The organism is Sphingobacterium endophyticum (genome assembly GCF_009733535.1).
Classification (GTDB): Bacteria; Bacteroidota; Bacteroidia; order Sphingobacteriales; family Sphingobacteriaceae; genus Sphingobacterium; species Sphingobacterium endophyticum.
Map to the genome: position 1 here is coordinate 210,344 of NZ_SMMI01000006.1, position 23,581 is coordinate 233,924.

30 protein-coding genes are annotated in these 23,581 nt (G+C 37.2%); 22 read left to right on the forward strand and 8 right to left on the reverse strand.

Translation table 11 applies throughout. From position 1 onward, the window contains the following. The first annotated feature begins 1 nt into the window (after window position 1). The 11 genes from gmk to E0Y80_RS10120 all read left to right on the forward strand — a co-directional run bounded on the left by gmk (window position 2) and on the right by E0Y80_RS10120 (window position 9,811). A complete protein-coding gene (gene gmk, locus E0Y80_RS10070) occupies window positions 2-571 on the forward strand; it encodes a guanylate kinase (protein WP_156307540.1) in 570 nt (189 codons plus the stop codon). 2 nt (window positions 572-573) lie between these two features. After that, window positions 574-1,155, forward strand: coding sequence for a nicotinate (nicotinamide) nucleotide adenylyltransferase (gene nadD, locus E0Y80_RS10075; protein WP_156307541.1), 582 nt, complete (start codon window positions 574-576; stop codon window positions 1,153-1,155). A 105-nt stretch (window positions 1,156-1,260) separates the two neighbouring features. Further along, window positions 1,261-1,449: a CsbD family protein gene (locus tag E0Y80_RS10080; protein ID WP_156307542.1), complete on the forward strand. Its 189-nt coding sequence runs from the start codon at window positions 1,261-1,263 to the stop codon at window positions 1,447-1,449. 281 nt (window positions 1,450-1,730) lie between these two features. Beyond that, entirely contained in the window at window positions 1,731-2,507 is a 777-nt protein-coding gene (gene surE, locus E0Y80_RS10085) for a 5'/3'-nucleotidase SurE (RefSeq protein ID WP_156307543.1), read from the forward strand. A gap of 1 nt (window position 2,508) precedes the next feature. Continuing rightward, a complete protein-coding gene (locus E0Y80_RS10090; protein WP_156307544.1) occupies window positions 2,509-2,772 on the forward strand; it encodes a hypothetical protein in 264 nt (87 codons plus the stop codon). A 10-nt stretch (window positions 2,773-2,782) separates the two neighbouring features. Continuing rightward, entirely contained in the window at window positions 2,783-3,655 is an 873-nt protein-coding gene (locus E0Y80_RS10095; RefSeq protein WP_156307545.1) for a 1,4-dihydroxy-6-naphtoate synthase, read from the forward strand. A 129-nt stretch (window positions 3,656-3,784) separates the two neighbouring features. Beyond that, on the forward strand, window positions 3,785-7,084 hold the full coding sequence (secA, locus tag E0Y80_RS10100; RefSeq protein WP_156307546.1) for a preprotein translocase subunit SecA: 3,300 nt from the start codon (window positions 3,785-3,787) through the stop codon (window positions 7,082-7,084). 7 nt (window positions 7,085-7,091) lie between these two features. Further along, on the forward strand, window positions 7,092-7,547 hold the full coding sequence (locus E0Y80_RS10105) for an SPOR domain-containing protein (protein ID WP_156307547.1): 456 nt from the start codon (window positions 7,092-7,094) through the stop codon (window positions 7,545-7,547). Between the two features lie 12 nt (window positions 7,548-7,559). Continuing rightward, window positions 7,560-8,750, forward strand: coding sequence for a M20 metallopeptidase family protein (locus E0Y80_RS10110; protein WP_156307548.1), 1,191 nt, complete (start codon window positions 7,560-7,562; stop codon window positions 8,748-8,750). 3 nt (window positions 8,751-8,753) lie between these two features. Beyond that, the gene (locus E0Y80_RS10115; protein ID WP_156307549.1) at window positions 8,754-9,326 is read left to right on the forward strand and encodes a thiamine diphosphokinase; all 573 of its coding nucleotides are present in this window, start codon (window positions 8,754-8,756) and stop codon (window positions 9,324-9,326) included. Further along, entirely contained in the window at window positions 9,323-9,811 is a 489-nt protein-coding gene (locus E0Y80_RS10120; protein ID WP_156307550.1) for a GNAT family N-acetyltransferase, read from the forward strand. The genes E0Y80_RS10115 and E0Y80_RS10120 overlap by 4 nt, the downstream gene beginning before the upstream one ends. Here E0Y80_RS10120 and E0Y80_RS10125 read toward each other — a convergent pair. After that, on the reverse strand, window positions 9,800-11,107 hold the full coding sequence (locus E0Y80_RS10125; protein ID WP_156307551.1) for a M28 family metallopeptidase: 1,308 nt from the start codon (window positions 11,105-11,107) through the stop codon (window positions 9,800-9,802). The genes E0Y80_RS10120 and E0Y80_RS10125 overlap by 12 nt on opposite strands. Before the next feature lie 91 nt (window positions 11,108-11,198). Between E0Y80_RS10125 and E0Y80_RS10130 the strand changes: the two genes are divergently transcribed. The 4 genes from E0Y80_RS10130 to E0Y80_RS10145 all read left to right on the forward strand — a co-directional run bounded on the left by E0Y80_RS10130 (window position 11,199) and on the right by E0Y80_RS10145 (window position 13,721). Then, window positions 11,199-11,513, forward strand: a complete 315-nt coding sequence (locus tag E0Y80_RS10130) for a rhodanese-like domain-containing protein (RefSeq protein WP_156307552.1) — start codon at window positions 11,199-11,201, stop codon at window positions 11,511-11,513. Between the two features lie 199 nt (window positions 11,514-11,712). Next, complete coding sequence (locus tag E0Y80_RS10135) at window positions 11,713-13,137, forward strand: Glu/Leu/Phe/Val family dehydrogenase (RefSeq protein ID WP_156307553.1); 1,425 nt, start codon at window positions 11,713-11,715, stop codon at window positions 13,135-13,137. Between the two features lie 33 nt (window positions 13,138-13,170). Then, the gene (locus E0Y80_RS10140; RefSeq protein WP_156307554.1) at window positions 13,171-13,476 is read left to right on the forward strand and encodes a hypothetical protein; all 306 of its coding nucleotides are present in this window, start codon (window positions 13,171-13,173) and stop codon (window positions 13,474-13,476) included. Beyond that, entirely contained in the window at window positions 13,473-13,721 is a 249-nt protein-coding gene (locus E0Y80_RS10145) for a DUF6358 family protein (RefSeq protein WP_156307555.1), read from the forward strand. The genes E0Y80_RS10140 and E0Y80_RS10145 overlap by 4 nt, the downstream gene beginning before the upstream one ends. Before the next feature lie 25 nt (window positions 13,722-13,746). Here the strand turns inward: E0Y80_RS10145 and gcvT are convergent, their stop codons facing one another. The 5 genes from gcvT to E0Y80_RS10170 are packed head-to-tail and all read right to left on the reverse strand — an operon-like array spanning window position 13,747 to window position 17,170. Beyond that, window positions 13,747-14,826, reverse strand: a complete 1,080-nt coding sequence (gene gcvT / locus E0Y80_RS10150; RefSeq protein WP_156307556.1) for a glycine cleavage system aminomethyltransferase GcvT — start codon at window positions 14,824-14,826, stop codon at window positions 13,747-13,749. A 50-nt stretch (window positions 14,827-14,876) separates the two neighbouring features. Next, window positions 14,877-15,572, reverse strand: coding sequence for a pseudouridine synthase (locus E0Y80_RS10155; RefSeq protein ID WP_156307557.1), 696 nt, complete (start codon window positions 15,570-15,572; stop codon window positions 14,877-14,879). Next, window positions 15,572-15,940, reverse strand: a complete 369-nt coding sequence (locus E0Y80_RS10160) for a DUF4359 domain-containing protein (protein ID WP_156307558.1) — start codon at window positions 15,938-15,940, stop codon at window positions 15,572-15,574. Before E0Y80_RS10160 ends, E0Y80_RS10155 begins: the two co-directional genes overlap by 1 nt. Before the next feature lie 34 nt (window positions 15,941-15,974). After that, a complete protein-coding gene (locus tag E0Y80_RS10165) occupies window positions 15,975-16,454 on the reverse strand; it encodes a DUF4112 domain-containing protein (protein ID WP_156307559.1) in 480 nt (159 codons plus the stop codon). Between the two features lie 2 nt (window positions 16,455-16,456). Beyond that, a complete protein-coding gene (locus E0Y80_RS10170; RefSeq protein ID WP_156307560.1) occupies window positions 16,457-17,170 on the reverse strand; it encodes an SIMPL domain-containing protein in 714 nt (237 codons plus the stop codon). Window positions 17,171-17,329: 159 nt separating this feature from the next. Between E0Y80_RS10170 and E0Y80_RS10175 the strand changes: the two genes are divergently transcribed. Beyond that, window positions 17,330-17,521, forward strand: a complete 192-nt coding sequence (locus tag E0Y80_RS10175) for a cold-shock protein (protein ID WP_093100014.1) — start codon at window positions 17,330-17,332, stop codon at window positions 17,519-17,521. 69 nt (window positions 17,522-17,590) lie between these two features. Here the strand turns inward: E0Y80_RS10175 and recO are convergent, their stop codons facing one another. Together recO and E0Y80_RS10185 are read right to left on the reverse strand one after the other, a co-directional pair. Next, window positions 17,591-18,310 carry a DNA repair protein RecO gene (gene recO, locus E0Y80_RS10180; RefSeq protein ID WP_156307561.1) on the reverse strand — a complete coding sequence of 240 codons (720 nt, stop codon included), beginning with the start codon at window positions 18,308-18,310 and terminating at the stop codon, window positions 17,591-17,593. Window positions 18,311-18,320: 10 nt separating this feature from the next. Then, on the reverse strand, window positions 18,321-18,542 hold the full coding sequence (locus tag E0Y80_RS10185; protein ID WP_156307562.1) for a signal peptidase: 222 nt from the start codon (window positions 18,540-18,542) through the stop codon (window positions 18,321-18,323). Between the two features lie 203 nt (window positions 18,543-18,745). Between E0Y80_RS10185 and rpmB the strand changes: the two genes are divergently transcribed. From rpmB to bshC, 6 genes are all read left to right on the forward strand, one after another. After that, window positions 18,746-18,979 (forward strand): 50S ribosomal protein L28, encoded by a 234-nt coding sequence (gene rpmB / locus E0Y80_RS10190; RefSeq protein ID WP_093100019.1) that lies wholly within the window; start codon window positions 18,746-18,748, stop codon window positions 18,977-18,979. 74 nt (window positions 18,980-19,053) lie between these two features. After that, window positions 19,054-19,236, forward strand: a complete 183-nt coding sequence (gene rpmG / locus E0Y80_RS10195) for a 50S ribosomal protein L33 (RefSeq protein ID WP_002998409.1) — start codon at window positions 19,054-19,056, stop codon at window positions 19,234-19,236. Window positions 19,237-19,280: 44 nt separating this feature from the next. Then, window positions 19,281-19,442 (forward strand): DUF4295 domain-containing protein, encoded by a 162-nt coding sequence (locus tag E0Y80_RS10200; RefSeq protein ID WP_156307563.1) that lies wholly within the window; start codon window positions 19,281-19,283, stop codon window positions 19,440-19,442. 142 nt (window positions 19,443-19,584) lie between these two features. Next, complete coding sequence (gene ftsY / locus E0Y80_RS10205) at window positions 19,585-20,547, forward strand: signal recognition particle-docking protein FtsY (RefSeq protein WP_156307564.1); 963 nt, start codon at window positions 19,585-19,587, stop codon at window positions 20,545-20,547. Between the two features lie 13 nt (window positions 20,548-20,560). After that, window positions 20,561-21,895, forward strand: coding sequence for a 30S ribosomal protein S12 methylthiotransferase RimO (gene rimO / locus E0Y80_RS10210; RefSeq protein WP_197091548.1), 1,335 nt, complete (start codon window positions 20,561-20,563; stop codon window positions 21,893-21,895). A 94-nt stretch (window positions 21,896-21,989) separates the two neighbouring features. Continuing rightward, complete coding sequence (gene bshC / locus E0Y80_RS10215; RefSeq protein WP_156307566.1) at window positions 21,990-23,579, forward strand: bacillithiol biosynthesis cysteine-adding enzyme BshC; 1,590 nt, start codon at window positions 21,990-21,992, stop codon at window positions 23,577-23,579. The last annotated feature ends 2 nt before the right edge of the window (window positions 23,580-23,581 follow it).

Consider the following 23,581-nt stretch of genomic DNA (forward strand, 5'->3'; position numbering starts at 1 on the left):
AATGAGCGGCAAACTAATTATTTTTTCTGCTCCATCAGGAGCGGGCAAAACCACTATCGTAAGAAGGTTGCTAGAAAAACACGGAGACAAAATTTCCTTTTCCATTTCTGCCAGCACCCGTGCTCCTCGCGGTAATGAAGTGAACGGTGAAGATTATTATTTCATCTCTAAAGAAGATTTCCTTCATAAAGTTGCTAAACACGAATTTATTGAATTTGAAGAAGTTTATTCAGGTACCTTTTATGGAACCTTGCGTTCAGAGGTAGAGCGTATTTGGAATGAAGGAAAACACGTTATTTTTGATATTGACGTTGTTGGAGGACTTCGATTGAAATCAAAATTCCCTGAACAGGCATTAGCGATTTTTGTAAATCCTCCTTCAATTGAGGTACTAAAGGAAAGATTGACAGGAAGAGGAACGGATTCTGAAGAAAAACTTAAAGAAAGATTTGCAAAGGCAGAACACGAATTAACATTCGCCGATAAATTTGATGTAATCCTTCAAAATAACGACTTAGAAACCGCTTGTGCCGAAGCTGAAAAACTAGTTTTAGATTTTATTAATTCCTAATTATGGCAAATAGTAAAGTTGGTTTATTTTTTGGCTCCTTCAACCCGATACATATAGGTCATTTGATCATCGCCAATTATATGGCCAATTATACTTTCCTTGATGAAGTTTGGTTCGTAGTTTCCCCTCAAAATCCGTTTAAGGATAAAAAAAGCTTGGGAAATATGTATGACCGACTAGAAATGGTCAACCTTGCAATTGATGGTGCCGACAATCTGAGAGCTAGTGATATCGAATTCAGCCTTCCTCAACCTTCGTATACTATAGATACCCTAACACATCTTTCTGAAAAATACCCAACCAAAGAGTTCCTCCTGATTATGGGAGAGGACAATTTAATGGGACTCACAAAATGGAAGAATGCCGATATTTTACTCCGGGACTATAAAATTATTGTCTATCCCCGTCCAGGCTATGATGCCGGAGAAATGAGAAACCATCCAGCAATTAGCATGACCGACACTCCGGTTATGGAATTATCTTCTACATTTTTGAGAAATGCTATCAAAGAAGGAAAATCAGTAAAATTTTACACCCCAGATCCGGTTATTGATTTTATAGATAAAAAAGGACTATACTCTTAATTTTAATTTCTTGAGTTTCATGAAAAAACTCAGAGTCTCCAAAACTATTTCAAATACTTCTTGTTTTACTTATATATCATATTAAACAATAGGAGGAAATAAGAAATGGATAAATTAGATTTAAAAGGTAAGTGGAACGAACTTAAAGGTAAAATCAAACAAGAATACGCGGAATGGACTGATGATGATTTAGCTTACGAAGAAGGTAAGGATGATGAATTATTAGGAAAGCTACAACAGAAGTTAGGCAAGACCAGAGAAGAAGTTGTTGACTGGTTGAATAAACTAGGTTAATTCCATAAAACATATAAAAGGTTGGCATTTATGCCAACCTTTTTTTGTTGTTTTTTTGGGGGTTTCATTTTGTCTTTGCTCGTGTTTTAGTCGTGTTTTGCTCGTGTCTCGTCCACACCTCATCCAGCGGTGATCCACAGCTCGTCCGGATATCAGCGGACCAGCTGTGGACAAGGTCATAACATTGTGCGGATGAGAGCAGAGCAAAACACGACCAAAACCAAAATCAAGCACAAGCATAAATTGAATAAGTTGAAGCTATAATTTGTTAACTTAGCAGTATGACGAAAAAGAAACCCACCATATTAGTTGTGAATGATGATGGCATAACCGCTCCGGGAATTAAGGTTTTGTTGGAGGTGATGCAGGAGATTGGAAATGTGGTTGTTGTTGCGCCAGACAGTCCACAATCTGGAATGGGACATGCAATAACCATTGGTAAGCCTTTAAGGTTAGACAAAATTGACCTTTATGAAGGCGTTGAAATGTACAAATGTTCAGGAACTCCGGTTGACTGTGTAAAATTGGCAGTTAATAAAATCTTTAAAGGAAAAAAGCCGGATCTGTGCGTATCGGGGATTAACCATGGATTGAATTATTCGATTAATGTATTGTATTCAGGAACGATGTCTGCTGCGGTAGAAGGTGCTATTGAGGGCATACCTTCAATTGGATATTCATTAGATGATTTTGCCTATAATGCAGATTTCTCACATACTCGTTCGTGGGTTAAAACGATAGCTGAGCAAGTATTATTAAATGGGTTACCTAAAAACTCACTGTTGAATGTTAATTTCCCGAATAAGAGTGTTGAAATTAAGGGAATAAAAATCTGTAGGCAGGCTAATGCGAAGTGGTTTGAGGAATTTGACGAGCGTTTGGACCCATACAACCGGGAATATTTTTGGATGACGGGTAATTTCGATCTGCAAGATCGCGGGGAGGATACGGATGCTTATGCCATTAATAATGGCTATGTATCTATAGTTCCTACGCAGTTTGATATGACCGCTCATCATGTGATTCCAGAATTGAATTCTTGGTCTTTTGATAAATAGAATGAAGAACAGTGTTTTAGTAGGCTTTTTATTGGGATTAATCTTTCCATTACTTGCCTTTATTTTGATGCGTTATACGGATGTTCAGTCACAATTATTTCCTGATAAACCGACAGGACTTTATGTCATTGCGGCTGCAATTAATTTAGTTGGCTGTTGGATTAGTTATAAGAAGGAAATGGATAAGTTTGGAAATGGCTTGGTATTGGCGACATTTTTAGGGATGATGTTATTGGTTTTTACGAAGAACATCAGCATTTTTTAATTAAGATAATATGGAACTATCCTTGGGTTTTTCACCCTGTCCAAATGATACATTTATTTTTGATGCATTAATTCACAATAAGATTGATTGTGAAGGTTTGCAGTTTCACGTGGAATACCATGATGTTGAGACCCTGAATGCAAAAGCATTCCGTGGGGACTTGGATATCACGAAATTAAGCTATCATGCTTTTGCCTATGCGGTTGAGGATTATGAGTTGCTAGATTCGGGTTCTGCACTAGGTTTTGGCGTAGGGCCGTTGCTAATTTGCAAGGATGAGCATTTGGCGAAAGAATTAGCCGCATTTGTTGGAAAGGCAGAAATGCCCGAGAAATTCAAGTCATTACGTGTTGGAATTCCCGGAAAATATACAACAGCGAATTTTTTGCTGGGCCTGGCATTTCCTGAACTAAGCAATAAAGAGATTATGGTATTTTCCGATATCGAAAAGTCTTTGCTGGATGGAAGCATCGATGTTGGCCTAATTATTCATGAAAATAGATTTACTTATATGGAAAAGGGTCTTCAAAAAATTGTTGACCTGGGTGACTATTGGGAAAAGACAACAGGCTCTCCTATTCCATTGGGAGGTATCGTGATCAAAAGAACCCTGCCACAAGAGGTAAAAGATAAAGTGAATCAATTGATTTCAGAGAGTGTTCAATTTGGTTTCGAAAATCCAAAGTCTGGATTGGAATATATCCGTTCTCATGCTCAGGAAATGGATGAATCCGTGATGTATAAACATATAGAATTATATGTCAATAAATATTCTGAGAACTTGGGTGATGAAGGCAAAAAGGCGATTAGACAGATGTTCGAGAAGGCTAGGGAATTGAACTTAGTGCCCAATACGGAGAAAAACTTGTTTTTAGTAAAATAATTAATAAAAAAGAATCAGGAACGTATTAGTTATCAACCTTAATAACTAAATTTGCCCGATTAATGTCAAAATGTCTGTCAATTTGAATTGGATTCATTATTGTACATGCGAATAGAGAAATAAAAAATTATGTTAAAGTTTTTAAGCAAATTATTTGGTAGTAAGTCTGAAAGAGATGTTAAAGGAGTACAACCATTAGTAAATAAAATCAAGGAAGAATACGAGAAATTATCTGGATTAACGCACGATGAGTTACGCGGAAAGACCCTAGATTTTAAACAGAGAATCAGCGACTATTTGCAGGAGATCGACACTGAGATCAACGGTTTAAAAGAGTCTGCTGAAGCTACAGAGGATATGGAGCTAAAAACTTCAACCTACGACAAGATTGACAAATTGACAAAAGATCGCGACAAGAAGCTTGAGGAAGTATTATTAGAGATATTACCTGAAGCTTTTGCTGTTGTTAAGGATACTGCACGTCGCTTTACTGAAAATAAAGAAATTGAGGTTACGGCATCACAGTTCGATAGGGACATCGCAGCTCGTAAACCTAACGTTAGCATTCAAGGTGATAAAGCATTTTGGAAAAACACCTGGACTGCTGCAGGAACAGAGGTTACCTGGAATATGGTTCACTACGATGTACAGTTGATCGGTGGTATCGTGCTACATCAAGGTAAAATCGCTGAGATGTCTACGGGTGAGGGTAAAACCTTAGTAGGTACGTTGCCAACCTATCTTAATGCATTAGCAGGTCAAGGTATTCACATCGTAACGGTGAATGATTACTTAGCACGTCGTGACTCGGAATGGAATGGTCCAATCTTCGAATTCCATGGAATGAGCGTAGACTGTATTGACAAGTATCAGCCGAACTCACCACAACGTCGTCAGGCTTATTTGAGTGACGTCGTTTATGGAACGAACAATGAGTTTGGTTTCGATTACCTACGTGACAACATGACGAACACGAAAGAGTCGATGGTACAGCGTAAATTGCACTTTGCAATGATTGATGAGGTGGATTCTGTATTGATCGATGACGCTCGTACGCCATTGATTATCTCCGGTCCTATTCCAATGGGTGACCAACATGAGTTCTATCAATTGAAACCAAGAATTGAACGTTTAGTAAACGCTCAAAAAGCATATATCAACACCGTATTAAACCAAGCGAAAAAAGCAATTGCTGATAATGACACCGATCCTGAAAAAGGAGGATTGGCATTATTCCGTGCATATCGTGGTTTGCCTAAAAACAAAGCGTTGATCAAATATCTATCTGAAAGCAATCACCGTCAGATTCTTCAAAAGGTTGAAAATTATTACATGCAGGAGCAAAACCGCCATATGCCAAAGGCAGATGCTGAATTGTTCTTTGTAATTGACGAGAAAAACAATCAGGTAGAATTAACAGAAAAAGGTATTGAGTTAATTACGGCAACAGGAGAAGATCCAAATTTCTTCATTCTACCGGATGTAGGTACTGAGATTGCGGAGATTGAAAAATCAGAAATCCCTGTTGAGGAAAAAGCGCAGAAGAAAGAAGAGTTAATGCGTGATTACTCGATCAAAGCTGAGCGTATCCATTCCATCAACCAGTTATTGAAGGCTTATACTTTATTTGAAATTGACGATCAATATATCGTTGACGAGGGTAAGGTTAAGATTGTTGATGAACAAACGGGTCGTATTATGGATGGCCGTCGTTATTCAGACGGATTGCACCAGGCAATTGAGGCTAAGGAAAATGTTAAAGTAGAGGACGCGACACAAACTTATGCGACCATTACCTTACAGAACTACTTCCGTATGTACCATAAGTTATCAGGAATGACAGGTACAGCATCTACAGAGGCGGGAGAGCTTTGGGAAATCTACAAATTAGATGTTGTTGAGATCCCTACTAACAAAGGAATACAACGTGATGACCGTCAAGATTTGATCTATCGTACGGCACGTGAAAAATATAATGCGGTAGCACAAGAAATCCAAACATTGACTGAACAAGGCCGTCCGGTATTGGTTGGTACTACGTCGGTTGAGATTTCGGAATTATTAAGCCGTATGTTGAAATTACGCGGTGTAAAACACAATGTATTGAACGCTAAATTACACCAGAAAGAGGCTGATATCGTTGCAGAGGCTGGTCGTCCAGGACAGGTAACTATTGCTACCAACATGGCGGGTCGTGGTACGGATATTAAGCTTACGGAGGAAGTTATTAACGCGGGAGGATTGGCAATTATTGGTACCGAGCGTCACGAGTCACGTCGTGTTGACCGTCAGTTAAGAGGTCGTGCAGGACGTCAAGGTGACCCAGGATCATCCCAATTCTTTGTTTCATTAGAGGATCCGTTGATGCGTTTATTTGCATCTGAGCGTATTTCTAACTTGATGGTTAAGATGGGTGTTGAAGATGGAGAAGTGATGCAACATGGTATGTTGACCAAATCTATCGAAAGAGCACAGCGCAAAGTAGAAGAGAACAACTTTGGAACGCGTAAGCATTTGTTAGAATATGACGATGTGATGAACTCACAGCGTACAGTAATCTATACTAAACGGAAGAATGCATTATTTGGAGAGCGTTTAGATGTTGATTTGAACAACACAATTTACGATGTTGTTGAGGATGTTGTTTTGCAGGCAAAAGAAGACAATTCATTTGATGAATTTCAAATAGAAGTTATCCGTGTATTTGCAATCAATCCTGAAATTACCCAAGAAGAATTTGCTAGTGAATCCGTTCCTAGCCTAGTTGATAAGCTATTTGACCAAGTAATAGGTTATTACCATCGCAAAGCAATTAACGTTGCGGAGCAGACCTTACCGGTATTGACAAATGTACTTGCTGAGCGTGGAAGCATGATAGAAAATATCATTGTTCCTTTTTCAGATGGAATTCGTGGCATTCAAGTTGCTACAAATCTTCAAAAAGCTGTAGAAAGTAAGGGGAAAGAAGTTTTCAAATCATTTGAAAAAGGCATTGTATTAGCTTTGATCGATGAGGCATGGAAAGAGCATCTACGAGAAATGGATGATTTGAAACAATCTGTACAGAATGCTAGATATGAGCAGAAGGATCCGATCATTATCTATAAAATGGAGGCTTACAACTTGTTTAAAACCATGTTGGCCGGCATGAATAAAGATATTGTAAGTTTCTTGTTCAAAGGCGAGATTCCTGGACAGCAGCAAGAACCTCAAAACATTCAAGCAGCACGCCCAGAGGCACCTAAGGTAAAGGTTAAAGAAACAAAAGAAGAGTTAAGTTCTCCGACAGGAGTTTCTGAAGAAGACTTGAATACGCAAGATCCTCAGATAACTCAGCCAATTCGTAAAGAGCAGGCTATTGGAAGAAATGATGAATGTCCTTGTGGTTCTGGGTTGAAGTATAAAAACTGTCACGGAAAACAAGGTTAATAAAACAATGAAATACAAGGGATTTATAGTAAGCTGTTTAATTCTATTCGCTTTGGTATCAGTATCGAAAGCGCAAGAAAACAAGGTAAACGTTGAAAAAGATTCATTAATAGGTCTTTTACAGGAATACCGATCATTTTACGCAATAAATCCATCTGCGAACAAAGCAGTAAGTTTGGAGCCTAAAACCATTGACAAATCGAGGGCAACCCGAGTAAAAGTCCGTGGTTTTAGGGTTCAGATTTTTTCAGGTTCAAGCCGTCGGGAAGCTGAGAATGTTCAGCGAGGATTTCAAAGCCAGAACTCTGAAATTAATGCTTACCTAGATTATGTAGAACCAAACTACAGGGTCAAAGTTGGTGACTTTACAAGCCGTTCCGCAGCAACGGAATATATGAGAAAGCTTCGCGGTACATACAGAAATGTTTTTGTGTTTGTCGAAGATGTCTGGACCTGGCAATAGTGGAGGAACGACATGTCTATATCAAAACAGAGAATTCAAGAATTAGCCAAATCCTATTTTCAAGATACGGTAAATAACAGAAGGTTTTTACACGAGAACCCTGAGCTTTCATTTGAAGAATATAATACTTCGGCATTCGTAAAACAGATTTTAACGGATTTAAACATTCCGTTTGAATCGATGGCGAATACGGGTGTTGTAGCCTTGATTAAAGGTGAAATTCCTTCGGACAAAGTTTTGGCGTTACGAGCGGATATGGATGCCCTTCCAATTACGGAGGTAGAAGGCAGATCATACGGCTCTAAGAATATCGGTGTGATGCATGCTTGTGGGCATGATGTTCATACATCTTCATTATTGGGTATTGCCAAGATTTTAAATGATCTGAAGTCGGAAATTGGAGGTACAATAAAATTAATCTTCCAACCTGGAGAAGAAAGACTACCAGGAGGAGCTTCTTTAATGATTAAAGAAGGAGTACTTCAAAATCCAGAACCGCAAGGAATTGTTGGCCAACATGTGATGCCATTAATTGAGGCAGGAAAAGTAGGATTTCGTTCAGGAAAATACATGGCTTCCTGTGATGAATTGTTCATGACGGTAAAAGGAAAGGGCGGTCATGGAGCACATCCCCATCAAAATATTGATCCTATTGCCATTACTGCACAGATTATAACGGCAATGCAACAAATTGTTAGCCGAAATGCTGATCCAAGAACTCCCTCTGTTTTATCTTGGGGAAAGATTGTTGGAAATGGAGCGACAAATGTCATTCCAGATGAAGTTTACCTAGAGGGTACATTCCGCACCTTTGATGAGGCCTGGAGAGTTGAAGCGCATGAAAAGATGGTAAAAATGGCGGTTGGTATTGCTGAGAGCATGGGCGCAATCTGTGATTTTGAAGTAAGAAAAGGATATCCTTTTTTAATTAATGAAGCAAAAATCACAGCTGCAGCACAGTCTTATGCTGTGGACTACCTCGGTGCCGAAAACGTTGTTGAATTGGATTTGTGGCCAGCAGCAGAAGACTTTTCCTATTATTCCCAAGAAACAAATGCCTGTTTCTATCGATTAGGAACCGGAAACAAAGCAAAAGGAATTACCTCGGGAGTTCATACACCAACATTTGATATAGAAGAAACAGCCCTTGAAACTAGCATAGGCTTAATGTCTTATATTGCTGTTCGTTATTTAGGAGAATAAATTATGTCCTCTCACCATATCGTACGGGAGAATCAGGAACCAGCACTCTTCATCTTTGATTCAACAGCTTTATCAACTAAATATTTAAACCAACTATTAGAATGGAGTCCTACCCTAATCAGCACTTCTTCTCAATATGATATCCTTAGATCTAGGGAAATAAAAGTCGATGTTATTTTGGACAATCAGCAATTTCCAGCTGATTTATTAGAAGAAAACATAACTGTAATCCCTTATACGACTTCATTTTTAAATTCTTTATTTACTTATTTAAGAGAGAAGAAGAATTTTGCCGTAAATATAGTAACAGATGAACCCGATGGGGAAAAATACCTATCCTACCTTTCTGAGTTTGTTGTTATATTATTAAATGGATCGAGGAAAACCTTAATGGTAAAGAAGTACGAAAAATGGCTTCCCAAAGGGTTTTCGTTGATAATTGAGCGATTCAAAGGAGATTATTCAAAATTGATCAATTTAGTACATACCGGAGGAAATGAATTTCATGTAAAGGAAGATGGGTTTATCTCCATTCCTGCACAAGAAGATTATATATTCATATCGGAGGAAATATGATTGAGATTTTAAAGGCAGGGATAGAAGATTCAAAGTTGATTCAAGAGTTGGCTTATGCTATTTGGTATCCGACTTATGGCTCTATCCTAAGTAAGAAGCAAATTGATTTTATGCTAGAGAATATTTATTCGATAGATTCACTTCAATCTTCAATGTTAGGGAGTAGTTCCTTTTATCTTCTTTATGAGGAAGGAAATGCGGTAGGCTTTATGGGGGTTGATCCCAAGGCAGATCGATTAAGAATAGAAAAGATTTATTTGCTGCCTAGTACCCAGGGAAAAGGTTTTGGTAAACTATTGATTGATTTTGCGGGAGATCTAGCGAGGAAAATGGGTTTTAACGAGCTAGAGCTAAATGTAAACCGCGGAAATAATGCGTATTTATTTTATCTGAAACAAGGATTTCAAGTAGTAGAGGAAGTTGATATCCCCTACTACGAGTTTATTCTTAATGATTATGTAATGCGTAAAAGCTTAATCTCTTAACTTTTCCACCCGACTTGGGGTCTGTTTTCCATTGATTATTCCAATTGCTCCCGTAGCAATAGCCTCAATGCTGGATTTAATATTATTAATATCCAATGTTTCCACTTCATCATCTACAGTATGATAATATTGATCTTTATCGATCTGGGAAGTTGAGAATGTATGTGCAGGAACTCCCAATGCTGCCAAGACAGCATTGTCGCTGCGGTAGAATAAGTTTTGAGTAGTGTAAGGGTCTGGGTGGAATGTAAATTCAGAGCCTTTCAAATTCTCTTGCATTAATTTGCCCAAATTAGATGCATCGTAACCCGTAATATAAAGACTATTGGGACCAAATTTAGAGTCTTTGCCAATCATTTCAATATTGATCATGGCTACCACCTTTTCAGGGTCGATATTATTTGAGAAAAATTTAGAACCAAACATACCTATTTCTTCACCGGTGAAAGCTACGAAAATAAGCGTACGTTCATTATTGTTAAGTTTTTTATAATACCTAGCTAATTCAATCATTGCGGTTGTCCCCGATGCATCGTCATCAGCTCCATTTGCAATTGAATCCTGTCCTACGGCCTGAATTATTCCGATATGGTCGTAATGGCAGGAAAAGATTACATATTCATCCGGTTTAGATTTTCCTGGAATGATGGCAGCCACATTGAACATTGGGAATTTTGAATTACTTCGAGATTGAGAAACCGTATAAGTATTCGAAATGCCATCAGCAATAACAAAGACTTTTGCACCAGCAGAGGGTTTCTTTTGGTCGGTAAAAGTAATGCTTTCTCTATTATAAATTCTTTTGAACCTTGCTAGAAAAGGCGCATGTTTTTTATCTACAAGAATAATGGCTTTTGATGTGTCTTTTTGTACGATTTCTCTAAATCTTTGTGAAAAATCATCAGCCTCTGTAATGGTATATTGCTTGAGATCCTGATCCTTTTCGGTAATAGGAGTATTTAGTTCGCCAATAATAAGGAATTCATCCTCAGGTATTGATTTTTTACCGAATGTTACATTCTGTTCGGATACTTTAGATCGGTCAACGATAAAGGATTGTCTAAAATTATCTTCTTTATAAGGTTTAAGACCAATTTGTTTAAACTCATCAGCAATAAAATCAGCAGCTTTTCCGATATCGATTTGATTTAAAGCAGACCTACCTCTCATATCGTCTGATGCGAGGGTATTTAATATTCTAGAAATATTTTCAGTACTGGTAATTTGCTTATCCTGAGCGCATGCAAGATGGAATAGAAGACCAAAGACCAGTAGGGAAAAGAATTGTTTTCTCATGAGCATAATGTTTGCGATGAAAATACAAAAATTCTAAACGAATGGCAGGCTGTTTGATTGTAAAATATTTATATTTGATAAAAAGCCCACTATGAAAGAAATTAGCGTTCAAGAGTTAAAGGACATGATGGATCATAATGTCGAGTTTCAATTAATCGACGTTCGTGAACCTTTTGAATATGAAGTATCTAATCTTAATGGAGTAAATATTCCATTATCAGGAGTTGTTATCGAGTCGGATAAGATTTCAAAGGACATTCCCGTAGTAATTCATTGTCGTTCCGGAAAGCGTAGTGCTCAAGCAGTTATGCTATTAGAGCAGGAAGGATTTACGAATTTATCGAACCTTCAAGGCGGAATTTTAGCTTGGAAAGAAGAGTTTGATCCAGAAATGGATGTTTATTAAGAAACAGTAAATCAATAAAAAGCTCAAGAATGTCTTGAGCTTTTTATTTTTAGGGCATTTTTTTGCTTAAATGCTAATCATTAGGGGTTCTCATTATAATTTGTGAAATAATTATGTTTTTATCGGTTTGTGCATTATTAAAATGATAAAAGAACTAACTTTATAGTATTGTACCAAGCGTAAACAAAAACATAATTTTATGTCAAATCCATCCAACACAACTTACAGCTTCTTTCAGGGAGTGGGTCGTAATTTTGACAAAGCGGCCAAGTTCACTAAATTCTCATCTGGCATCTTAGAACAGATCAAGGCATGTAATTCAATTTTGAGGGTAAAATTTCCTGTAAAAATTGGAGACAATGTTGAAGTAATCGAAGCTTATCGGGTTCAGCATTCACACCATAAACTACCATGTAAAGGTGGTATTCGTTTTAGTATGGAGGTTGATCAGGATGAAGTGATGGCCTTGGCGTCTTTAATGACCTATAAATGTGCGATAGTGAATGTTCCCTTTGGAGGAGCCAAAGGAGGGATAAAAATCGATAGCAAGAAATATTCAGAATATGACTTGGAAAAGATTACCCGTCGTTATACCACAGAATTGGTAAAGAAAAATTTTATAGGCCCAGGAACAGATGTACCAGCCCCCGATTATGGTACAGGTGCAAGAGAAATGAGCTGGATTGTGGATACTTATACCACCTTAAACCCTAATGAGATTAATGCACAAGCCTGTGTAACAGGAAAACCTGTATCGCAAGGCGGAGTAAGAGGGCGAGCTGAAGCAACCGGATTAGGTGTTTTCTTTGGGACTCGGGAAGCTTGTAAAAATGAAGAAGACATGGAAAGGCTAGGTCTGACGACTGGTGTTGAAGGGAAAAAGGTTATAGTGCAAGGATTGGGGAATGTTGGCTATCATGCTGCCAAATACTTTCAAGAAGCTGGATCTATTTTAGTTGGACTGATTGAATATGAAGGAGCCATCTATAATGAAAACGGTTTGGATTTGGAGGAAGTTGTTGCGCACCGGAAAACAACGGGTTCGATTTTAAATTTTCCTGGATCGACGAGTATTCAAGAGTCTGCAAAAGGATTGGAGTATCCCTGCGATATATTAATTCCAGCAGCTTTAGAATCCGTAATTAACGGGGATAATGCGGAACGTATTCAGGCACAAATCATAGGTGAAGCGGCCAATGGCCCATTAACACCTGAGGCGGATGAGGTCTTTAATCGAAAGGGAAAATTAGTCATTCCAGATATTTATCTGAATGCTGGAGGAGTTACTGTGTCATATTTTGAATGGTTAAAGAATTTAAGTCATGTTCGGTATGGCCGTTTGGAGAAAAGATTCAGTGAAAATATGTATGCTGAGATCTTGAATATCATTGAATCGATGACCAATCAAAAGGTTACCAAATTAGAGCGCAAGATAATTTTAAGGGGCCCTGATGAAGTAGATTTAGTTTATTCTGGATTAGAAGATACGATGATCGGTTCTTACCAAGAAATTCATCAAATCTGGAAAAACATGGAAGGCGTTGAGGATCTTCGAACTGCGGCATTTATATGTGCAATCAATAAGGTTGGAGAATCATACAAAGAATTGGGAATTTTCCCATAGACAATAGAGGGATTTTATCCTTAACTTTGTTCTATGAATAAATTATTTCACCAGACTAAACAGGCATTTCTATTTAGTCTGGTTTTTTATATCCTCTCCATCCTGCTGTTTATCCTCAGAGTTTGGTTTGCTCCTATCCTATTGAGTATTTCTGGCCTTCTATCTTTGGTCTGGGTTATCATGGTTTTGTTGGAAATTATTAAATCTCCCAGAATTTCGGATTTGGAAAGATTATTAATGGTTTTATTCGTGATAATGGGAAATATTTTAGCGGGAATAGTGTATTTTTATTTCCTGCGGGAACGCGTTACGGGTTACAAAGTAATTAAGAAGAAATGACGAAGAAGTTTATATTGAATTTATTGCTCAATCTAGGGATTGTGTTTTTGGTATTGAGTGCTTGGGCAGGTTATAATAGTGGTCAAATGCTTTATTTGGGTATTTCCATTGCCTTATTGGTTGTATTGATCTATTTGAAAGTTGTTTTGTTAAAACAGGTTAATAGAGATGTGCGGTTGAAGCAAGAGGAAAAGGCAAGGTTGGCACAGCAAGAAATGAAACAAAAGAAAAGGGCTAAAAAATAGCCCTTTATTATTTTTAAAGATTTGATTACTTAACAAAAGGAGGTTTTCTAACCACAGCTTTAATTGGCTGATTACGGATTGAAATAAAGATTTCGGTACCATCTTTAGCAAAAGCGGTATCCACATAACCTAAACCGATTGATTTTTTAAGGGACGAGGACTGCGTACCAGAGGTAACACGACCAATTTTGTTTCCATCAGCATCATGGATTTCATAATCATGACGAGGTATACCTCTAGCAATCATTTCGAATCCAACTAATTTTTGGGAAACACCTTTTTCTTTTTCAGCTTTAAGATTATCAGCGTTTACAAAGTCTTTTGTAAATTTAGTAACCCAACCTAATCCAGCTGCTAAAGGAGAAGTATTATCATCTATGTCATTTCCGTATAGACAGAAACCCATCTCAAGGCGTAGCGTATCTCTAGCACCTAATCCAATAGGTTTGATTCCATAAGGATTTCCTGCTTCCATAATAGCATTCCAAACTTTTTCAGCGTTTTCATTAGCAACGTAGATTTCAAATCCACCAGCCCCTGTATATCCAGTTGCAGAAACTAATACATTATCAACGCCGGCGAACGTACCTTTTTGGAAGGAATAGTATTCCATAGGAGCAAGTTCTATATCGGTTAATCCTTGAAGTGCGTCAGCAGCTTTAGGTCCTTGAACGGCAAATAAAGAGGTTTCATCGGAAATGTCTTTCATTTCAACATGATCTGTATTGAATTTGCTAATCCAATTCCAATCTTTCTCAATATTAGAAGCATTCACAACAAGTAAATAGGTTGTGTCATCAATTTTATAGGTTAAAAAGTCATCGACAATACCACCATTTTCATTAGGTAAGTATCCGTATTGAACTTTACCATCATAAAGTTTAGATGCATCGTTAGAAGATACTTTTTGGATAAGGTCAAGGGCTTTCTCGCCTTTTAAGATAAACTCGCCCATGTGGGATACATCGAACATACCAACCGCAGTACGAACGGTTTCATGTTCATCGTTGATACCCGAATATTGAACAGGCATATTAAATCCGGCGAAAGGAACCATTTTCGCTCCTAATGCAATATGAACGTTTGATAACGCAGTATTTTTCATATTATTTCAATGAGTTTTAGTTCCTGCAAAAATAGGAAATTTACTTTAGATTAACGGACATCAGAACCCTGTAGTCCCAAAATCTCTAGTGCTCTTTGGAACTCCGGTTGAACATTGGCTTGAATAAGGATGTTTTCTTTCGTTTTAGGATGTTGGAATTCTAAGGACTTGGCGTGAAGCAACATGGTATCATGCTGAAAAGTTTCCTTCCAGAGTTTATTTTGTTTGTTGCAACCATGAGGTCTATCCCCTATTATCGGATGGAAAATATGGGCGAAATGCTTTCTGATTTGATGCATTCTGCCGGTTTGGGGCTTTGCCAGCACCAATGAATAGCGAGAAGTTGGAAAATTTCCGAAAGGCAAATCAATCTCTGTTAGAGCTAGGGTTGTATAATTTGTTAAAGCATCCTGTATTGTTCCATTCTCCTTCTTTAAGGGATAATCAATTGTCCCATCGGGTATGGTATGGCCTCTGAGGACAGCTAAATATTCTTTTTTGATTAGATTTTGGGAGAATGCAGTTTGAATGCCGCTGTCCATTTCCTTGTTTAATGAAAATAGAAGGACGCCGGCCGTTTTTCTGTCTAATCGGTGAGCTGGAAATACGGTTTTCCCAATTTGATCTCGAAGAATTTGAAGGGCGAATTCGGAAGTGTCGGCGGCAATAGATGATCGATGAACGAGTAAGCCGTGAGGTTTGTTGATTGCAATTAATTCCTCATCCTCGAATAGAATTTCAAGCATTATTGTTTCTTTAAGGCATCCATCAACAATCCGGCCTTTTCGTCAATCTTGGAACTAATCCATACTTGACCAAATGCTCCTCCCCCAATAACTAGCTTTTCGCTATTCCAATTTATTTTTGTCAATGAAAAAAGATAGTAGTTTTCAGTATATGTATAGTTGTTAATGAATTCCTTTACCACTTGATCACCAAAAAGCATCATACCAAAGTCAACGGCGTCTTTGTGTTCATAAGCCAGTTGTTTCTTTAGGATTTCTTTTGCTTTTAAGGTTAGTTTCTCGTTCATCTTTTCTTTTGAGGGGTTTGTAAAAACCGCTGTTAGCATGATAACGACACCTAATAATGCAAAAATTCTAGTTTTACTCATGGAAACAAAAGTAGTATAAATAAGTCAGTTCGTTCTAAAACATTAATCCAAACAGCCAAACAGTAAAGGCATACATTGCATAAATAAATAATACGATGATTATAAAGAGAATGATGCCAAGGGTGATTAGGATTCTTTTTGCACTACCTTGATGCTTATTGTCGTAGTAATGTTCCTGAAGGAGATTGATGTTTTTCTCATTTGCTTTATTAAAGAAGTCGAAGATATTTCCAAACAGAGGAATTGAACCAAGAATTGCATCCCAAGTAACATTAAGCAACATTTTTACAGCTACTTTGCTACTGGCTCCATTTCTAATCATAACAGAAACCAATACGAGCGAAATAATAAAAGTTGCAATTTGACCAGCAAAAGGGATAAAGTTAAGGATTGGGTCTAATCCAAAGCGGAAATTACCAATGCGGAAACGACTATCCATTAATACGGATAGTCGTTTAACCCATTTAAAATCTTTATCTATCTTTTCTAAATTATAAGAAGTGTTCTTAATCATTATTATTTTAATTCGAAAACTGCATCAATATTGCAGGTTAATTTTATAGGACGAACTTCAAGGTTTAGGCCTTCATCTCCAGAATCCATCAAAATAGCTTCGGCTTTCATGGTGTAAGCCCTTGGTTGAGGTATGATATCATTCCAATTGAAAGAGCTATTATCATTGATTGCAATGACCTTTCCAACGTTTTCAGCATCTGCTGCAGCAAGGATTTCAGCATTTGATCTTGCATCCCGAACCGCTAAGGTTTTAAGTTCTTTATCAATTTCTTTCTTTTGAGAGTGATCGTATCCCATAATATCGGTGCTCTGTAATCCTTTAGCATCCAGCTCATCAAGCAAAGTATTTAGGTTTTTCAAGTTTGAAACTTTGATTCTATATTGCCTAGCTTGCAGAAGTTCATTGTTTTTCTTTTTTGCTTCAGGATTATAGCTATAGATGTTTCGAATGGTTAAATCTTCTTTCTTAACACCATTTTTAATTGCGGCATCATAAAGTTGTTTTTCTAGTTGATCGATAGCTACTTTTTTCTTGGTATTGCCATCCAGATAATATTCTTTTAAAGAAATAGAAAGATAAACGATGTCAGGTGTTATTTCTTTTTCAGCATACCCACGAGTAGCGACTCTCCTAGTGTTTTCCATAATTGTCGATTGTGCATTTAGGGACGTAAACAGTCCGATAAAAGCAATTAGTGTAAATAGTTTTTTCATTTGCGTTTAAATAAATTGTAATTGACAAAAACCTTTCCAAATTCTTTGGATGAAATTTTAGACGCTAAAAAATTGAAAATGTTTAGTACATTTAACGATTAAATTTAATTGGTATTCAAAAAATAATGATACCTTTAAAAAAAAACAATAGTAATTATTATGCAAGAAGGAGTAGTAAAATTCTTTAATGAAGCCAAAGGTTTCGGCTTCATCATTCCAAATTCGGGCGAGAGTGAAATCTTTGTTCACGTATCTGGATTAGTAGACAAGGTTCGTGAAAACGACCATGTTTCTTACGAAGTACAACAAGGTCGTAAGGGACTAAACGCGGTAAATGTAAAGCTTATCTAAAAATTAGATTCAATATATATTTATTGTGGAAACCCGTTGAAAACAAAACTCAGCGGGTTTTTTCATGGCTTAATTTCCGAAAATCTCTTCCAAAATATAGAGAGAATTTACCTCTCCAAAGTTCTCAGTATGAAGGCGATAATAATCTATTAATTTTTGGAGTAAATAGGTTCTATCCGGCTTATTCAGTTTTATTTTGTTACAATTGCTGAAGCTAGTTTGCAATATTTCACGGAGATATGAACTATATGGTTCCTGGAGGACGTGGAAATGGGCTGGGAGGTTGTTTGAGAACTGTCCTTCCATCAAATCAAAATAAGGCAGGTTGCTAATGATGGGTTTAAATCCTAAGTAATGACTTAGTTTTGCCAAGAAGACCAGGTGATAGTTAGCGAGTCCATCATCGGTTTCGTCGAGCCAAATAATTGCATTTTCCAGGAATTGAAAAAGTTGAGGTTCTGGATGCTGGTGTCTTAGGACTTTATATAGCACCTCATTTAAAAACATGGCGATTGAACTCTTTACAATGTTTAGGGGTATGCTTTTTAAAGGTGGAATCTGATGGGCTTCCTTAATACGCTGGAGGTTATTGTTTTCCTTATTGTACACAACCATTTCGAGAATATGGAAGGGTTGCAACATATTGTAGTTAATTTTTGCTTTGGGTTTCTTTGCTCCATTAATTAAATAAGACTGCAAGCCGAGTGTTTCGGTATAGATTTGTGCGACGACACTGCTTTCTGAGTAATTAGTTACCCTAAGCGTGATACCTTTTGTTTGTTGAAGCATTGACTATCCTCTATTTTTTCTTTTCATTGCGCTGATCGATAATGCTATTTCGGTCAATTTTCCGAAATATTCGATAGATAAGCGTTAAGAATCCGAATCCAAAGAAAACAACGCCTGCAATTAAGAGAGGTTTATACCAAAAATGGTCAGTTTGCATTAAATTGATGCCGTAATAAAGGCATATTATCCCAATGGCTAAAAAGGCGATCCCTCTAATTAAATATTTGTTCATTGTGAATTGTTGAAAACTATTGTCCGGCAGCTTTAAAATAATAGTGCAAAATACAGTAATTTTGTTGAATCAGACTCCTTTCTGCGATTATTTTAAAATAATTCGAGAATTATTGTTGTATTTCCCAAAAGAAATATAGATATTTGCACACTCGTTTCTAAGGGACGATAATTGAATAAAGACAACAATAAAAATCGAATATCATGTCAAGAATTTGTGATTTAACAGGCAAGACGGCATTAAAAGGAAATAACGTATCACACTCGAACGTTAAGACAAAACGTAAATTCTATCCTAATTTACAGACTAAGCGTTTTTATATTCCAGAAGAAGATCGTTGGATTACGCTAAAAGTATCTACTTCAGCAATTAAAACCATCAACAAGAACGGTATTACAGCAGCTATCGATAAGTTTATTAAAAAAGGACATATTTAATAGATATTAGCCTGTTATATCAACAGAAAACAGAATCATGAAATTCACCCGTGAGGGCATAAATAAGTAAGGCAATGGCAAAAAAAGGAAATAGAGTACAAGTTATCTTAGAATGTACTGAGCACAAAGAAAGTGGTCTTCCAGGAATGTCTCGTTACATTACCACAAAGAACAAAAAGAACACAACTGAGCGTTTAGAGTTGAAAAAATTCAACCCTGTATTGAGAAAAGTAACAGTTCACAAAGAAATTAAGTAATTAACAAATTGGGTTTTAATCAGCCCTATTAAAAATATAATACCATGGCAAAAAAGGCAGTTGCATCATTACAAAAAGGTGGTGGTAAAGAATTTACCAAAGTTGTTATCACTACAAAATCTGCAAAAACTGGCGCTTATACTTTCAAAGAAAGTATGGTACACAACGACAAAGTAAAAGAGGTTGTTGCTGCGGCTTCTAAATAAGCAGTTAGATATTCCTTTTTTTAAAGTTTTTCTTTAAAAATCTTATAAATAGCCGTTTTGGGTGTACCAAAAGGGCTTTTTTAGTATTCTCTATTTAAGTATCTTTGATACGATTAGGATCCATTATCTATAACTATCCAACATGGGATTATTTGATTTTTTCAAAAAGAAGCAAGAGACACCTGAGGCCCAAGAGGCTTTAGACAAAGGATTAGAAAAAACGAAAGAGGGTTTTTTCTCTAAAATTACGAAGGCGGTGGTCGGTAAATCTACCATCGACGACGAAGTTTTGGATAACTTAGAAGAGGTTTTAGTGACATCAGATGTTGGTGTAACGACGACTCTTAAAATCGTTGATCGAATCCAGAAGCGTGCTGCTCAAGATAAATATGTGACGACCGATGACTTGAACCGACTTTTAAAGGACGAGATTCAAGGTTTGTTGGCGGAGAACAACAGCAACGACTTTGAGTCTTTTGAGTATGGAAATCAAAAACCCTATGTTATTATGGTTGTTGGTGTTAATGGAGTTGGGAAGACGACTACCATCGGTAAACTGGCCCATCAACTAAAAGAGGCGGGCAATCAGGTTGTTTTGGGAGCGGCAGATACCTTTAGAGCAGCGGCAGTAGATCAGATTCAATTGTGGGGAGATCGGGTAGGAGTTCGTGTTGTAGCACAACCCATGGGTTCAGATCCAGCTTCAGTTGCTTTTGACACGGTTAAATCTGCAGTTGCAAATGGAGATGACGTTGCTATTATCGATACAGCTGGGCGTTTACATAATAAGGTGGGCTTGATGAATGAACTTACCAAAATCAAGAATGTGATGCAGAAAGTTATTCCTGATGCACCACATGAAATTTTATTGGTATTGGACGCCTCAACAGGACAAAATGCGATAGAGCAGGCAACACAGTTCACTCAGGCAACTGATGTAAATGCATTGGCCTTGACGAAGCTTGATGGTACTGCGAAAGGTGGTGTAGTAATTGGCATATCGGATCAGTTTAAAATTCCTGTAAAATATATTGGAGTGGGAGAGAAGATCGGTGATTTACAGTTATTTAACAAAAAAGACTTTGTAGACTCGCTATTTAAGTAGGCTACATATTAATATGAAAACGAAACAATCTAAAATAGCTCCTAATGTAATTAAGCCACGTGTAAATGTGGTTACCTTAGGGTGCTCCAAGAATATTCACGACAGTGAGGTATTGATGGGCCAGTTAAAAGGCAACCAAATGGAGGTTGTACATGAAGCAACGAATATTCAGGCAAATGATATTGTGGTTATCAATACCTGCGGATTTATTGATAATGCAAAACAGGAATCCATTGATACGATCTTACAGTTCTCAGAACTAAAAGATCAAGGAAAGGTTAATAAAGTAATCGTAACGGGATGTTTGTCGGAAAGGTACAAACCTGAATTAGAATCGGAAATCCCTAGCGTTGATGCTTTTTTTGGCACCAATGATCTTCCAGAATTGCTTTCAACGATCGGAGCAGATTATCGTCATGAACTTTTAGGGGAACGATTGTTGACCACACCATCACATTTTTCCTATTTTAAGATTGCTGAGGGATGTAATAGACCATGTTCATTCTGTGCAATTCCATTAATGCGCGGGAAGCATGTTTCAAAATCCATTGATGATTTAGTTAATGAGGCGAAATTTTTGGCAAAGAACGGTACCAAGGAATTGATTCTAATTGCTCAAGATTTAACGTATTATGGATTGGATATTTATGGTAAGCGTAATCTATCGGATTTAATGCGTCATCTTTCAGATGTTGATGGAATAGAATGGATTAGGTTGCAATATGCCTACCCATCTGGATTTCCGATGGATATCTTAGATGCCATGAACGAGCGTTCGAATATCTGTAATTATCTGGATATGCCATTGCAACATATATCAGATCGTATGTTAACTTCCATGCGCAGAGGCACAAGCAAGCAAAAGCAAATAGATTTGGTCAATCAGATCCGTGATAAGGTTCCAGATATTGCGTTGAGAACGACATTAATCTGTGGTTATCCTGATGAAACGGAGGCAGATTTCCAAGAGATGTTGGAATGGGTTGAAGAAACTAGGTTTGATCGATTAGGATGTTTTACCTATTCGCATGAAGAAAAAACACATGCTCATAATTTAGAGGATAATGTACCTGAAGAAGTAAAGCAGGATCGGGTAGATCAAATTATGGAAGTTCAACAGGGGATTTCATACGATATTAATCAGGAGAAAGTTGGTAAAACGTATAAAGTTTTGATTGACCGTGTTGATGGAGATTATTTCATAGGAAGAACCGAATACGACTCTCCGGAGGTTGATAACGAAGTTGTATTGGAATCTAAGACGAATTATGCAAGAATCGGTGATTTTGTACAGGTAAAGGTTGATCGTGCAGAAGATTTTGATTTGTACGGAAACATTGTCAAATAACTATAACATTTGTGGCAAGTAGTCGTGCTTTTTTTAAATTTTAGTATTTTGTATATTGAATGCGTATACATTTGTAAAAGTTTAAAAACGGTAGATGAAAGCCACATATATTGATTACAGCGACACCAATAGTTTTTCCAAAACCTTAATTGCCTATCTCAACAATAATGAGCAGTTAGCTTCATTTTACGGCAATAGACCTACTATTGCAGGATTTAAGGATCAAATAAATCAAAAGAAGAAATTTTCCCATAGAGAGTTGCTTACTCAGGTTTTAAGCGATCAATACGGGGATTTGTTGGACAGCTCGCCAGAGGTTGCTCAAAATATTATCCGTTTAAAGGATGAAAATACCTATACCATAACCACAGGTCATCAATTAAATATTTTCACAGGACCATTATATTTTATTTTTAAAATCGTTACGGCCATCAAATTAGCTCAGGATCTGAAGGAGAAATATCCAGAGCATGATTTTGTGCCAGTTTATTGGATGGCTACGGAAGATCACGATTTTGAAGAAATTAACCATACACGTGCATTTGGCAAAAAAATTTCCTGGGATGTAGAATCCCATTCTGCCACAGGACGGTTAAGCACCCAAAGCATTGTTGATGCTGTAAAACAATACTGCAATACTTTTGGTCTTTCGGAGAATGCTACCGAATTAACCAATCTCGTCGAAGAGGCATACCTTAAGGGAAGGAATTTAGCCGATTCGACTCGGGTTTTTGTGAACTCGTTATTTAAACAGTACGGATTGATTATTTTGGATGCCGACCGTAAAGAGCTCAAGAAATTATTTGTGCCCATAATGGAGGAAGATATCCTGGAGGAGAAGAGTTTTAAAGCGATAGAGAAGACTTCGGAAGAATTGTTAGAGAAGGGTTTTGCCACTCAAGTACATGCTCGAGAAATCAATTTTTTTTATTTGACTGATGAATTTAGAGAACGTATTGTCCGAACGGGAGATGGTCGATTTGAAGTATTGCACCAGGATATTTATTTCACTGAGGAGGAGTTAAAAAAAGAGATACATAACCACCCGGAGAGGTTTAGTCCAAATGTAGTGATGCGTCCGATGTATGAGGAGGTGATCCTTCCAAATCTCGCTTATATTGGCGGGGGTGCTGAAATTGTTTATTGGCTACAACTGAAAGCTAATTTTGATCAATATAAGGTTCAATTTCCGATTCTTATTCCAAGAAATTCGGCATTAATCACCGATGATCAGATGGCGGGCAAAATATTTAGGTTGGATTTTACATTCAAGAGTATCTTTAAATCGGGGGAAACACTTAAGAAGGAATATGTAAAGCGGATTACGAAGCATCGGTTAAATCTTCAAGATGAGTGGATGGAGTTTAATGCGATTTTCGGAAAGATTAAGCTTCGTACGCATAAGATTGATCCAAGTTTGGGTCCAAGCACAGATGCTGTAAAAGCAAGGCTTAAAAAGGCGATAAACAATTTAGAGAAGAAATTGCTAAAAGCTGAGAAAAGAAATCATCAAGATGCGTTGATACAAGTGGATCGGATAAAGGACAAATTGTTTCCAAATGGAGGGCTTCAAGAAAGATCTGAGAATTTTGCAGAATTGTATTTGAAGCATGGTCCTGATTTAATTCCAGATCTTGTAAAAAGTTTCAATCCATTAGATTTTAAATTCACTATACTTTATTAATA